The organism is Cystobacter fuscus (genome assembly GCF_044360685.1).
Taxonomy (GTDB): Bacteria; Myxococcota; Myxococcia; order Myxococcales; family Myxococcaceae; genus Cystobacter; species Cystobacter fuscus_C.
The window spans coordinates 11568817-11581474 of the sequence record NZ_CP043491.1; the positions used below are offsets into that span (position 1 = coordinate 11568817).

Genomic DNA, 12658 nt, shown 5'->3' on the forward strand with positions numbered 1-12658 from the left:
CTCCATGACCAGACGTCATGCCACCGACAACCCCCTGGGTCTTCCCGTCCCCTGGCTTTGCATGCGTCTTCGCTTCATGACAGCGTGAACCCCCCACCGCTCTCGTGCCCAAGCCCAAGCACATCGTCCAGACCTGGAGTCCCCTCCACGCCGGGGCGGCGTTCGCGCTGCTGTATGGGCTCGGCACCTGGCTGGGCATGGGGCTGTCCCCCCAGCACGAGCAGCTCTCGGCCATCTGGCCTCCCTCGGGCGTGCTGCTCACGGCGCTCTTGCTGGCGCGCTGGCGCGACTGGCCCGTGCTGCTGCTGCTGGCCGTGGTCGTGGGGCCGTTCACCAGCATGCCCGGACACTGGCCCAACACCCGCACCCTCCTGATGTCCGCCTGCAACGGGCTGGAGGTCTTCGTGGGCGCCTTCCTCCTGCGCCGCTACGCGGGCCTCAACCCCTCGCTCGGGCGGGTGCGCGACGTGCTCGCGCTGCTGGCCGTGGCGCTCGTCAGCCCCGTGCTCAACGCCACCCCCGGCGTCACCCTGCTCGCCCTCCACGGGAAGATTGACTGGGAGCAGTGGTGGCCGCAGTGGCGGGTGTTCTGGGTGGGCGACGCCATGGGCCTGCTGCTGGTGACGCCCCTGCTGCTCACCTGGGGCATGCTCGACCAGGTGTGCTGGCCCCGCCCGCGCGCGCGGGAGTTCGCCGTGCTGCTCCTGGGGCTCGTCTCCACCCTGCACCTGGGCTTCCACTGGATTCCCCATGGAATCAGCCCCCACCACCCCATCACCTACACGGCCTTCCCCTTCATCCTCTGGGCGGCGCTGCGCTTCGAGGCCCGGGGCACCAGCCTCGCCCTGCTCGCGCTCGCCGCGGTGTCCATCCTGCACACCATCACCGGCAGCGGCCCCTTCGTCCTGGAAGCCCACGGCACCGCCTCGCCCCGCGCGAGCCTCATCTACCTCCAGTCCTTCCTCGCGGTGATCGGCGCCTCGGGGCTCCTGCTCGCCGCGGCGGTGAGCGAGCTGCGGCGCGCGCGCGAGAAGAGCGAGCGGCTCAACGAGGAGCTGCGCGCGTCACTCGCGGAGCTGGCCGCCGCCCAGCGCGAGCTCGTGCACCGCGAGCGCATGGCCGCGGTGGGCGAGCTGTCCGCCAGCGTGGCCCACGAGGTGCGCAACCCCCTGGGCGTCATCGCCAACGCCGTGGCCGCCCTCACCCGCAACGCCCAGCCCGACGCCAACAGCACCACCTGGGAGCTGCTCGGCGCCATGGGCGAGGAGGTCGGGCGGTTGGATCTCCTCATCACCGGCCTGGTGGACTTCGCCCGGCCCCTGGAGCCGCAGCTGATGACCCAGCCGCTCGGCCCCGTGGTGGAAGGGGCGCTGGAGTCCGCGATGAGCACCGAGCCCCGGCCCAGCACCCTCCAGGTGTCGCGCGCGGTGGATCCCTCGCTGCCCGACATCCCCCTGGATGCCCAGCTGCTGCACCGGGCGCTCCACAACCTCTTCCTCAACGCCCTGCAGGCCATGCCCAAGGGGGGCTCGCTCCACGTGGAGATCACCCACTCGGTGAAGCCACCGGGCCCGCCCCATGCCCTCGTCACCATCACCGACACCGGCCCGGGCATCGCCCCCGAGGTGATGCAGCGCCTCTTCGATCCCTTCTTCACCACCAAGGCCCTGGGCACCGGCCTGGGGCTGCCCATCGTGCGCGCCATCGTGGAGGCGCACCGCGGGCAGGTGGAGGTGAACAGCACCCTGGGGCAAGGCACTACCCTCACCCTGCGTCTGCCGCTGTCCTCCACCTCGCGCGGCTTCACGACGACCGAGCTCCCCACTCGGAAGGGAAGCGAAGTCCCTCCCCCGCCGGGAGCCGAGGCCCCTCCTCAGAAGGGAATGTTCTCGTCGTCGTTCCCGCCGCCGCCGTAGTCATCGTCCCCGTGCGGGGGCGGCTCGTGCCCGCCACCACCGTCGCCGCCCCGCTGCCGGGCGATCTCCGCCTCGATGGAGGCCAGCAGCGCGCGCTCGCGGTCGTGCCAACGCGACTTGCTCGGGTCACCCAGCGAGCGCCGGGCGCCATTGGCGTAGTACTCCAGGTCCTGCATGGTCGCGCCCTGGATGGGCGCCCCCTTGCTGCGGCCATAGTTGGGGAACACCGATATGTCCCCGCCGCCGCCACCACCGCCTCCGCCACCGCCCGAGGAATAGGCGCGCCGGGGCGCCGCCGCTGGAGCCGCGTCGGGAGACGAGCCGATGCTCAGCTCCCCCAGCTTCAACGAGAAACCCTCACCGTTGCGGACCGCCGTCCCCACGCGCACCTGTTCCACTCGCCCATCCGGGCGCCGCACTGCCACCGTCACCGGAAACTGATCGCTCATGCCCGCCGGAAATCACCCCTGGACCGAGGTGTCAATGACTCGCCAGGGGGTGACACCCTCGCCACCCCCACCGCCGGGCATCCACGCGCTCAGTGCAGCGGCGCGACCGCGTCCTTGGCGCCCTTCTTGCGCACCCACACCTTGGGCTTGGGCGGCTCGGGACGCACGGGCGTGGGAGCCGGAGCGGGCGCCTGCTCCTCGCGCGCCTTCGAGGCCGCGCGGCCCCGGGGCAGCACCACCTCCGCCACGGACTGGGACGCGGCATCGTCCACCCAGCTCGCCGGGCGCCGGCCGCTCTTCACCAGCAGCCGCAGCTTCTGGTAGTGCGCCGAGCAGTAGCCCTTGGAGCGCGCCGGACGCTTGCACCCGATGACGGCGCAGCGGCGGCCTCCCTCGCTCACGCGCGCGCTCGGAGCCTCGGCGGCGGCCCTCGCCGGAGGACGCCCCCGGGGCGCCGGCACGGGACTCGGAGCGGGCTCGGACTTCTCGGGCTTGTAGACGGGCGCCGCGGTCGTCGGCAGCGCATAGCGGCTCGTGGGGTAGGACAGGGGAGGCCGGGCGGGCGACGCCGGAGCCGCGGGCGGAGGCGGAGGCGCGGCCTGCTGCCGGGGCGCGGGCGCGGCCTGCTGCCGGGGCGCGGGCGCCGGAGCGGGCGCGGGCGGAGGCGCCACGGGCTGCTTTCCCCGGCCCTGGATGGGAAGTCCAATGCCCGGCAGCGCCATCTGCAGCGTCTGCATCCGCGTGGCCATGGGCGCCAGCCGGTGGATGATATCCACGATCTCGGCGATGACGCCCAGGCGCTCATCCATCCGCGCGATGGCCTTGTGCATGGGTGCCAGACGGGTCTTCAGCTCCGCCTGCACCATTTCCCGCAACGGTTTCTCGATCGACATACACGCCCATATGCCACCCCGGCGGCCCCACCGCCAGTCCGACCCGTCTTATCGAGTCACTCTGTCGACCCGGCCACGCCCCCCGGGCGAATCCTGCGGCACTCCGCGTCCGCTTGGGGCATGGTCCTGGCCCAAATTCAGGAGTCTCAAGACATGCCACACGATCCCACCGATTGGCTTTGCATCAATACCATCCGCACCCTCGCCATGGACGCGGTGGAACAGGCCCACTCCGGCCACCCGGGCGCCCCCATGGCGCTCGCCCCCGTGGCCTACCAGCTCTGGCAGCAGGAGCTGCGCTACGATCCCACCCAGCCCGTCTGGCCCAACCGCGACCGGTTCGTGCTCTCCAACGGGCACGCCTCCATGCTCCTCTACGCGCTCCTGCACCTCACGGGCGTGCGCCGCATCACCGGCGAGGACGAGGTGTCGCAGGAAGTGGCCGTCTCGCTCGAGGACATCAAGAAGTTCCGCCAGCTCGACAGCTCCACTCCCGGCCACCCGGAATACCGCTGGACCAGCGGCGTGGAGACCACCACCGGCCCCCTGGGCCAGGGCGTCTCCAACTCGGTGGGCATGGCCATGGCCAGCCAGTGGCTCGCCAACCACTTCAACCGCCCGGGCTTCGAGCTGTTCGACTACGACGTGTGGGCCATCTGCGGCGACGGCGACCTGATGGAGGGCGTGGCCAGCGAGGCCGCCTCCGTCGCCGGCCACCTGAAGCTGTCCAACCTGTGCTGGATCTACGACAGCAACCACATCAGCATCGACGGCAGCACGGAGCTGGCCTTCACCGAGGACGTGGGCCGGCGCTTCGAGGCCTACGGCTGGCGCGTGCTGCGCGTGGCGGACGCCAATGACCTGGAAGCGCTCTCCAGCGCCTTCCGCGCCTTCAAGCAGGAGCGCGGCCAGCCCACGCTCATCATCGTGCACTCGCTGATTGGCTTTGGCGCGCCCAAGAAGCAGGGCACCGCGAGCGCCCACGGCGAGGCCCTGGGCGAGGCGGAAATCAAGGGCGCCAAGAAGAACTACGGCTGGCCCGAGGACGCGAAGTTCCTCGTGCCCGACGGCGTGCGCGAGCGCTTCGCCCAGGGCGTGGGCGCGCGCGGCCACAAGCTGCGCACCGAGTGGGAGGCGAAGCTCGCCGAGTACAAGAAGCAGCACCCGGAGCAGGCCGAGCAGCTGCAGCGCATGCAGCGGCGCGAGCTGCCCGAGGGCTGGGACAAGGAGCTGCCCACCTTCCCCGCGGACCCCAAGGGCGTGGCCTCGCGCGAGTCCAGCGGCAAGGTGCTCAACGCCCTGGCGAAGAACTACCCGTGGCTCGTGGGTGGCTCGGCGGACCTGAACCCCTCCACCAAGACGTACCTGACGTTCTCCGGCCCCATGCGTCCGGGGGACCTGTCCGGGCGCAACATCCACTACGGGGTGCGCGAGCACGCCATGGGCGCCATCACCAATGGCCTCGCCCTCAGCCGGCTGCGCGCCTACAGCGCCACCTTCTTCATCTTCAGCGACTACGAGCGGCCCGCCATCCGCCTGTCGTCCATCATGGAGATTCCCTCCATCCACATCTTCACCCACGACTCCATCGGCGTGGGCGAGGACGGCCCCACGCACCAGCCCGTCGAGCAGCTCGCCAGCCTGCGCGCCATTCCGGGCCTCATCGTGCTGCGCCCCGGCGACGCCAACGAGGTGACCGAGGCGTGGCGCGTCATCGCCCCGCTCAAGCACCAGCCCGTGGTGCTCGTGCTCACGCGCCAGGCGCTGCCCACGTTGGATCGCACGAAGTACGCCCCGGCCTCGGGCCTCGCCAAGGGCGCCTACATCCTCGCCGACAGCGAGGGCACGCCGGACGTCATCCTCATCGGCACGGGCAGCGAGGTGCAGCTGTGCGTGGAGGCGTACGAGAAGCTCAAGAGCGAGGGCGTCAAGGCGCGCGTGGTGAGCATGCCCTCGTGGGAGCTGTTCGAGCAGCAGGACGAGGCGTACCGGGAGAAGGTGCTGCCCCGCGCCGTCACCGCGCGCGTGGCCGTGGAGCAGGGCTCGGCGTTCGGCTGGGAGCGCTGGGTGGGCCTGAGCGGCAAGGTCATTGGCATGCGCACCTTCGGCGCGTCCGCCCCGCTGAAGAACCTGCTGCAGAAGTTTGGCTTCAGCACGGAGAAGGTCCTCGAGGCCGCCCGTGAGGTGATGAAGTCCGCGAAGCGCTAGTCCCCCCGGGGCCGCGGGAGTCCTCCCCCGCGGCCCCGCCCCAATCCCAGGCAACCCCGGGCTCAGCCCGAGCGGACGCCAGGGGAGCGACCACCTCCCACCCGGCTTGACCCGTCCTGGCAACCTGTCCCCAGGTGCCATCGATGTAGGTCGTGAGGATGTTGTGTCGGGAGGAGACTGACATTGTGGTCTGAAGACAAGACAGACGCGCTCAGCCCCCGGGGCCTCCCCCCACCCGATTCGCTCGCGGACGCCGCCCATGGGTGAGCTGGCGACACTGCTCGAGGAGCGGCGCGAGGAGTTGCTGCGCCGCTGGAGCGAGGCCCTGCACCGGAGCCCGCCGCATCCCCCCCCCGGGGCGCTGCCCTCGCCCTCCGAGCTGTCCGAGTTGTTCCACGGACTGACTCACGCGCTGGGCGAACACCCGGCCTCCGCGGGCGCTCAAGCTCCGCCCGCCTGGCTGTCCCGGGGAGACGCCCCGCTCGCGCTCGCCGTGTATGAGTCGCTGGGCGAGGTGGTGACCAGCCTTCTCCAGGAGGAAGGCGGCGTGCTCACTCCGGGCGAGGGGCGCGTCCTCACCCGCTTCATCACCTCGGGCATCTCGGCCGCCGTGGCGCCGCGTGAGTGGCAGCGGCTGCTCGCGAGCGAGAAGGCCGCGCGCCAGGAAGCCGAGGAGGCCAACCGCCTCAAGGACGAGTTCCTCGCCACGGTGAGCCACGAGTTGCGCACCCCCCTCACGGCGATGCTCGGCTGGGTGCAGGTGCTGCGCAATGGCAACCTGCCGCCGGAAAAACGCGAGCGGGCCCTGGAGACGGTGGAGCGCAACGCCCGGGCCCAGGGCCAGCTCATCGAGGATCTGCTCGACGTGAGCCGCATCATGTCCGGCAAGCTCAAGCTGGACGTGGGGCCCGTGGAGGTGAGCGACGTGGTGGAGCAGGCGCTCGAGTCGGTGCGCCCCGCCGCGGACGCCAAGGGCCTGCGGTTGCAGACGGCCCTGGACTCCACCGGCCACGTCATGGGGGATGCGCACCGGTTGCAGCAGGTGGTGTGGAACCTCTTGTCCAACGCGGTGAAGTTCACCCCCAAGGGCGGGCGCGTCCAGGTCTTCGTCGAGCGGCGGGACTCGGCGGTGGAAATCACCGTGGCGGACACGGGCCCGGGCATCGCCCCGGAGTTCCTCCCCCACGTCTTCGAGCGCTTCCGCCAGGCCGAGGGTCCTCTCACCCGGAGGGCCGGGGGACTCGGCCTGGGCCTGACCATCGTCAAGCAGCTCGTGGAGATGCACGGCGGCACCGTGGCCGCCTTCAGCGAGGGCGTGGGCAGGGGCGCCACCTTCACCGTGCGCCTGCCCCTGTCCGTGGCCATGCGCCGCGAGGCCACCCTCCCCCCCTCGCTGCAACGTGCCTACCCGGAGATTTCCTGTCCGCCGGAGCTCACGGGCCTGCGCGTGCTCGTCGTGGATGACGAGCACGACACCCGCGAGCTGCTGCGCACCCTGCTGGAGGAATGCCACGCCCAGGTGAGCACCGCCGCGTCCGTGGCCGAGGGCCTCGAGCGGCTCAAGCAGGAGAGGCCCGACGTGCTCATCTCCGACATCGGCATGCCGGGCGAGGATGGCTTCTCCCTCATCTCCCGCGTCCGCGCGCTCCCGCCCAAGGAGGGCGGCCGCACCCCCGCCGTCGCGCTCACCGCCTACGCGCGCGTGGAGGATCGCACCCGGGTGCTGCTCGCGGGCTTCCACAGCCATGTGCCCAAGCCCGTGGAGCCCGTGGAGTTGCTCGTGGTGCTCGCCTCGCTGTCGGGCCGCTTCGGCGCCGTGCGGAGCTGAGCACGAGGGGGGGCGTCAACGCGGCGCGTCGGCCCGCGCGAGGTGTTCGAGCAGCAGCGTGTTGATGCGTCCGGCGTGCTGAATGGTCACTCCGTGGGAGGCGGCGGGGATTTCCACGTAGCGCGCCCCGGGAATGCCCTCGCCTAGCACGCGGCCCAGGCGCGGCGGGGCGATGGGATCCTCCGTGGCGCTCACCACCAGGGTGGGCAGGCCCGCGAGCTCCCCGAGCCGGGGAGTGGAGTCATAGGCCCCCATGGCGGCCATCTGCCGCATTGCCACCGGGGGCGAGTCCGCCAGGTCATGGCCGAAGAGGTGCGCGAGGCGGCCGGCGAGCGCGTCGGGGTCCTCCTGGAGGAGGGCCTCGGGCGGCATCACCATGCGCAGGAAGGCGCGGCGGCGCCAGGCGCGCGGGCCCACGCGCGAGCGCAACCCGAGCCACATCATCCGCGCCGAGGGCACCGTCACATGGCGGCCCCGGGCGAAGGTGCACAGCAGGGACAGACTGCGCACGCGCGCACGCTCGGTCAGCGCGAGGTGCTGGGCGATGAGCCCTCCCAACGAGTGCCCGATGACGTGCGCCGAGTCCCAGCCCTGCGCGTCCATGAGGGCGCGGACGTCCTCGGCCATCTGGGCGACGGTGAGCGCACAGCCCAGGGGCTGGCTGCGGCCGAGTCCCCGGTTGTCGAACCACAGACAGCGGTGGTGCGCCGTGAGCCCATCGAGCTGGGGACGCCAGGCCTCGCCCTGCACGGCCACGCCCTGGATGAGCACCACCGCACTGCCCGTGCCCTCCACGCCGTACGAGAGGCGGCAGCCCTGGTGCTCCAGCGACAAGAGGCCAGTCCCGGCAACGACTCCTGGATCATCACGCATCAAGATTCATCTCCTGGGTGACTCATAGACGGTCTGGTCGGTTGCATTTGGGACGAGCCTCCTCAAATTGAGTGTCAAGGAGGGTGCCCTCATGCCCCGTGGAGACAAGAGCAAATACACCGACAAGCAGAAGCGCCGTGCCCAGCACATCGAGGAGAGCTACGAGAAGCACGGAACGGACAAGAAGGAGGCCGTGCGCCGGGCCTGGGCCACGGTGAACGCCGAGTCCCACGGCGGAGAAAAGCCCGGTGGCTCCGGCTACGGCAAGCCCGAAACCCACCAGTCCTCCAAGCGCGGCGGCCAGCGCAGCATGTCCAAGCGCACCACCGCCCAGCGCTCCGCCGCCGCGAAGAAGGCCGCGGCCACGCGCAAGAGCAAGGCCGTCAAGCGCACCGCGGCCGCGAAGCGGGGCGCCGCCAAGCGCACCACCGCCAAGCGCACCACCACCGCCAAGCGCGCCACGACGAAGCGCTCGAGCAGCCCGCGCAAGCGTTCGTGAGCCGCGCTCCTCGCGCCGCCCCTCGATGAAGAAGTGCCCCCGCGCATCAACCCCTCCTCCGTCCCGAAGTCCGGGAGAGGCCGTGGCCGGCGACCCTGCCCCACCCCGCTGAACAGGGCGGCCTGGCGGGCAGCCGCACGCTGCAGGTGACTCGCGCGAACCGCACCTTCCGCCCAGCACGACAACAGGGAGGGAAGACACATGACGAAGACGAAACTTCTGCTGGCGGGGCTTCTCACGGGGGCGGTGGCGTTCGGGACGGCGTGCAAGACGGACACGGCCACCACGAGCCCGGAGCCGATGACGCCCGCCACGACCGAGGACGCCGGCACGGGCGGCACGGGCTTCGACACGCCCCAGCCCGCTCCGCTGCCCGATGACGGCATCCGCGAGCGCGAGCCGGACGTGCACAACACGCCCATCGACGAGCCCGGCACGGGCGGCTCCGGCCTGGAGCCCAACGGCATGACGCCTCCTCCGGACGCCATCGGCAACGAGCCCATCGACGAGCCGATGCGGACCACTCCGCCCATCGACTCGTCCATGGACGACGACGACACCATGACCGAGGACACCCAGCCCCTGCCCAAGCAGTAGGCACGGGACGCGAGGGCTCGACGGGCCTCCGGGCAGCACGCCCGGGGGCCCGTCGTGTCTGACGGGGGCCGCGCTCAGCGAGGCGGCTTGAGGTGCTCGGGCAGGCCCGGCCCCTCGGGGGGACGCTCCATGCTGGAGCCCGCGGTGGGCGGCCTCAGCTCCGAGGGCAACCCGGACGCGGAGCCCGGTGGCACTCCCGCGTCACCCGGACCGGGTTCCCCATTGCCCCCAGGGCAGGCCAGCGACAACGACGACAGCGCGATCAACACGAACCAGGGACGTCGCACGGGCGGCCTCGCTCAGTACCGGACCCAGATCTCGGTCCCGGGGTGGATCTGCTGGAGCACCTGGGTGTTGGGCTCCTTCGAGATGAGGCCGGAGATGTAGTCGCTGGGGCTGTAGGCGGCGTTGCCCGCCCAGACGATTTGAGCGTCCTTGAAGACGCTCAGGTCATGCACGTGCTGCGTCACCGTGTACTTGTTCCACCCGGGCGTGCGCGGCGGCAGCACGACGAGGGAGGGCGCCGGCAGCTCGGTGGAGTCCTCGGCCAGGTGGCCGTGCCCGCCGGAGGTGCTCACCCACGCCGCGACCTTCTCGGTGCCGTCTGGCGCGCGGCAGGTCTGGATCGTCGGGAAGTACAGCGCGCTGAAGGGGGTATTGGGCAGGCTGGCGCGCAAGGTCAGCTTGTAGAACTGGGAGTCCTCGGGCAGCACGTTGCCCTCGGGCTTCGTCCACGTCACCACCTTCACCCGGCCCGTGTCGTCCTTGGTCACCACGGCCCGGCCGAACGCCGAGTCCAGCGGACGTACGCCGCCCACGCCCTCCGGGATCTGCACCTCGATGCGGTAGGTGTCCAGGCCCTCGCAGCCATGGCCCACCAGGAAGGACAGCTCCTGGGTGGTGGCCGCGATGGGCTGCGCCGGGGTGGACAGGCCGATATGGGCCTCGGCGGTGTGGCACAGCAGGAAGGCCGCGATGGCCGACAGCGTCCGCGATGAATCCTTCATCTGAACTCCTCCAGGCTACGAGCGGGGAGAGCCTTCTAGGAGCCCGCCCCCTGCCCTGGAATGAGACACGTTGTCGCACCCTCCAGCGCCAGACGTTTCCAGGCCGCGCGGGCCTCCTCCACGCCCACCGCGCCAAAGCGCACCGTCTCGCCGGGCCGGCGCGAGGCCAGGCGGCCCCAATCCGCGCGGATGACCACCGCGAGCACCGGGTACCCCCCCAGGGTGGGGTGGTCCGGCCCGAGCACGATGGGCTCACCGGAGGCGGGCACCTGGAGGGCGCCGCGCACCATGGGGCCCGAGAGGCCCGAGCCCGTGTCCGCGTGGGCCAGGTGGGGCCCGCGCAGCCGGATCCCCACCCGGTCGCTCGTGGGCGAGACCGTGAAGCTCCCCGAGAGCAACGCCTCCTGGGCGCCCGGATCGAAGCGGCCCGGCTCCGGCCCCCACATCACGCGAATCACCTCCCCGGGTGGCTCGGCGCGCTCCGGCGCGAGCCGCGCGCCCCCGCCCACCCCCAGGGGCAGCACGTCCCCGGGCTCGAGCATCCGGCCCTCCCACCCACCGAGCCGCACCACCGGCAACAGGCCCCGCCCTCCGAGCACCTCGGGCACGGCGAGCCCTCCCTCCACGGCCACGTAGCGCACCACGCCCCGCTCGGGCGCGGGCACGCGGAAGGACTCCCCGTCCGCCACCTGGAAGGCCTCGTCCCCCAGCGACACCCACGCACTCCGGCCCGTCACCCGCAGCTCCAGCCGGCCGTAACACTCGAGCGCCGCCGCGCTCCACGCGTTGCCCACCGCGCGGTTGGCCGCGGCGAGCCACTCCGGCACGAGCGCGCCTCCCGGGGGCACGCCCTGGTGCATGCGGCCGGGACGTCCTCCGTCCTGCACGCCCACCGGCCCCCGAACGTCGAGCACCTCCAATCGCGCGTCCATTCAGTCCACCCGCTCGAAGAGCACCCGGTCCCCGAGACGCAGGCGCGCCCCGCTGCCGGGATGGAAGGGAGAAAAGTCCACGGCGGTGGCGATGAGGTTCCACCCCCCAGGCGAGGCGAAGGGATAGATGCCGGTGCGCCGCCCGGCGATGCCCACCGCGTTCTGCGGCACCCCGGGCCTCGGCATGGCCAGCCGGGGTACCTCGATGCGCGCATCCACCTCGCCCAGGTAGGCGAAGCCGGGCATGAAGCCCACCGCGCGCACCGTGTACTCGCACGAGGCGTGCAGCAGCGCCACGTCGTCCACCGCCAGCCCCACGCGATCCGCCACCGCCTCGAGGTCCGGCCCGTCGTAGCGCACCCGGACGATGACGAGCGGCCGCTCCTCGGGCGACAGGAGCCGGCCCGCGCTCCGGCCCAGCACGCGCCGGGGATCCTCCGGGGGCGCCGCCGGATCGAAGTACACGCAGGCATGCGCCTCGCCCACCACCACGTCCAGCACGCCGGGCGTGGCCTGGAGCGCCTCCAGCACCCCGCGCCGCTCCAGCCGCTCGGGCAGCACGAGCCGCAGCGCCCCGTCCCCCAGGGGCTCGGTGCGCATGGCCAGCACGTCCAGCACCGCGCGCACCTCGCGCGCCATCTCCACCGCGCCCGGCGAGTCCCCGTGCACACACAGCGTGTCCACCGCGCCGCCCAGCGTCAGCCGCAGCGCGTTGTCGCGCGCCACCGCGGGATCCGTCAGCACCGCGCCCGGCTGGCCCCGGGGGATGAGCGACCCATCCGGCCGCGTGCCCCGGTCCGCGAAGCCCTCGCGCGCGTAGGCGAGCCCCGCCTCCTGGGCCGCCTCGCGCAGCGCGCCCGTGGCCGGCCCCACGAAGACGAGCCCCGGACCCAGCGCCTCCACCACCCCGTGCACCACGGCGCGGGCGAGCGCGGGGTCGCGGTTGGCCGCGTGGTACAGGGCGCCGTGGGGCTTGGCCGAGTACACGGGCACTCCCACCTCCGCGGCCAGGGCCGCCAGCCGGGCACACTGGGCGGCCACCTGGGAGCGCAGCAGCTCGGGAGCCACGGAGAGCTCCCGGCGGCCGAAGTGCTCCCGGTCCTCGAAGGAGGGGTGCGCTCCGGCGCGCGTGCCGTGGCGCGCGCACGCCTCGAGCGCCCGACGCATGGAGGCCGTGTCGCCCGCGTGCCCTCCGCAGGCGATGTGGGCCACTTGCGCGTGGGTATAGAGCCGCTCGTCCTCGTCCGGCAGCTCGCCCAGGTCCATGTTCAGAAGACACTCCACCATGACACCCCCGAACCGGGCCTAGCCTAGCCCGCTCCCGCCTCGCTCCACGGCCAGGCCATCCCGAGAATCTCTCACGGGTGAACATCCGGGCGGGCGCGAGGGCTCGAATAAAAAGACAGAGCCGCCGTCCGAGTCCGCGTTGCCGCGAACCGGCATCCCACTGACTTCC

The 12658-nt window shown here is 72.1% G+C and carries 12 protein-coding genes; 5 read left to right on the plus strand and 7 right to left on the minus strand.

Annotation, left to right across the window (positions count from 1 at the left end):
- Nucleotides 1-104: 104 nt before the first annotated feature.
- The gene (locus F0U63_RS47360; protein ID WP_395841851.1) at nt 105-1916 is read left to right on the plus strand and encodes an MASE1 domain-containing protein; all 1812 of its coding nucleotides are present in this window, start codon (nt 105-107) and stop codon (nt 1914-1916) included.
- Here F0U63_RS47360 and F0U63_RS47365 read toward each other — a convergent pair.
- Together F0U63_RS47365 and F0U63_RS47370 are read right to left on the minus strand one after the other, a co-directional pair.
- Complete coding sequence (locus F0U63_RS47365) at nt 1874-2365, minus strand: hypothetical protein (RefSeq protein WP_395841853.1); 492 nt, start codon at nt 2363-2365, stop codon at nt 1874-1876. The two genes, F0U63_RS47360 and F0U63_RS47365, sit on opposite strands and share 43 nt — an antisense overlap.
- Nucleotides 2366-2454: 89 nt before the next feature.
- Complete coding sequence (locus F0U63_RS47370; RefSeq protein WP_395841855.1) at nt 2455-3258, minus strand: cell wall protein; 804 nt, start codon at nt 3256-3258, stop codon at nt 2455-2457.
- Between the two features lie 153 nt (nt 3259-3411).
- On the opposite strand from F0U63_RS47370, the gene tkt reads away from it, so the two are divergent.
- Nucleotides 3412-5466: a transketolase gene (gene tkt / locus F0U63_RS47375; protein ID WP_395841857.1), complete on the plus strand. Its 2055-nt coding sequence runs from the start codon at nt 3412-3414 to the stop codon at nt 5464-5466.
- 259 nt (nt 5467-5725) lie between these two features.
- A complete protein-coding gene (locus F0U63_RS47380; RefSeq protein ID WP_395841859.1) occupies nt 5726-7294 on the plus strand; it encodes an ATP-binding protein in 1569 nt (522 codons plus the stop codon).
- Between the two features lie 15 nt (nt 7295-7309).
- Here F0U63_RS47380 and F0U63_RS47385 read toward each other — a convergent pair whose 3' ends face one another.
- Nucleotides 7310-8167 carry an alpha/beta fold hydrolase gene (locus F0U63_RS47385; protein ID WP_395841861.1) on the minus strand — a complete coding sequence of 286 codons (858 nt, stop codon included), beginning with the start codon at nt 8165-8167 and terminating at the stop codon, nt 7310-7312.
- A 91-nt stretch (nt 8168-8258) separates the two neighbouring features.
- Here F0U63_RS47385 and F0U63_RS47390 point away from each other — a divergent pair, with 91 nt between their 5' ends.
- Together F0U63_RS47390 and F0U63_RS47395 are read left to right on the plus strand one after the other, a co-directional pair.
- The gene (locus F0U63_RS47390) at nt 8259-8666 is read left to right on the plus strand and encodes a plasmid stabilization protein (RefSeq protein ID WP_395841863.1); all 408 of its coding nucleotides are present in this window, start codon (nt 8259-8261) and stop codon (nt 8664-8666) included.
- A 201-nt stretch (nt 8667-8867) separates the two neighbouring features.
- On the plus strand, nt 8868-9263 hold the full coding sequence (locus F0U63_RS47395; RefSeq protein ID WP_395841865.1) for a hypothetical protein: 396 nt from the start codon (nt 8868-8870) through the stop codon (nt 9261-9263).
- 74 nt (nt 9264-9337) lie between these two features.
- Here F0U63_RS47395 and F0U63_RS47400 read toward each other — a convergent pair whose 3' ends face one another.
- From F0U63_RS47400 to F0U63_RS47415, 4 genes are read right to left on the minus strand one after another with little or no spacing between them, the layout of a single operon-like run.
- Nucleotides 9338-9550 (minus strand): hypothetical protein, encoded by a 213-nt coding sequence (locus F0U63_RS47400; protein ID WP_395841867.1) that lies wholly within the window; start codon nt 9548-9550, stop codon nt 9338-9340.
- Nucleotides 9551-9562: 12 nt separating this feature from the next.
- Nucleotides 9563-10270: a YcnI family protein gene (locus tag F0U63_RS47405; RefSeq protein WP_395841869.1), complete on the minus strand. Its 708-nt coding sequence runs from the start codon at nt 10268-10270 to the stop codon at nt 9563-9565.
- 35 nt (nt 10271-10305) lie between these two features.
- Nucleotides 10306-11202 (minus strand): biotin-dependent carboxyltransferase family protein, encoded by an 897-nt coding sequence (locus F0U63_RS47410; RefSeq protein WP_395841871.1) that lies wholly within the window; start codon nt 11200-11202, stop codon nt 10306-10308.
- A complete protein-coding gene (locus tag F0U63_RS47415; protein ID WP_395841873.1) occupies nt 11203-12468 on the minus strand; it encodes a LamB/YcsF family protein in 1266 nt (421 codons plus the stop codon).
- Nucleotides 12469-12658: the final 190 nt, after the last annotated feature.

Coding starts and splice junctions, on each gene's coding strand:
- F0U63_RS47365 (WP_395841853.1), bottom strand. CDS start 2,365: ATGAGCGATCAGTTTCCGGTGACGGTGGCAGTGCGGCGCCCGGATGGG.
- F0U63_RS47370 (WP_395841855.1), bottom strand. CDS start 3,258: ATGTCGATCGAGAAACCGTTGCGGGAAATGGTGCAGGCGGAGCTGAAG.
- tkt (WP_395841857.1), top strand. CDS start 3,412: ATGCCACACGATCCCACCGATTGGCTTTGCATCAATACCATCCGCACC.
- F0U63_RS47380 (WP_395841859.1), top strand. CDS start 5,726: ATGGGTGAGCTGGCGACACTGCTCGAGGAGCGGCGCGAGGAGTTGCTG.
- F0U63_RS47385 (WP_395841861.1), bottom strand. CDS start 8,167: ATGCGTGATGATCCAGGAGTCGTTGCCGGGACTGGCCTCTTGTCGCTG.
- F0U63_RS47390 (WP_395841863.1), top strand. CDS start 8,259: ATGCCCCGTGGAGACAAGAGCAAATACACCGACAAGCAGAAGCGCCGT.
- F0U63_RS47395 (WP_395841865.1), top strand. CDS start 8,868: ATGACGAAGACGAAACTTCTGCTGGCGGGGCTTCTCACGGGGGCGGTG.
- F0U63_RS47405 (WP_395841869.1), bottom strand. CDS start 10,270: ATGAAGGATTCATCGCGGACGCTGTCGGCCATCGCGGCCTTCCTGCTG.
- F0U63_RS47410 (WP_395841871.1), bottom strand. CDS start 11,202: ATGGACGCGCGATTGGAGGTGCTCGACGTTCGGGGGCCGGTGGGCGTG.
- F0U63_RS47415 (WP_395841873.1), bottom strand. CDS start 12,468: ATGGACCTGGGCGAGCTGCCGGACGAGGACGAGCGGCTCTATACCCAC.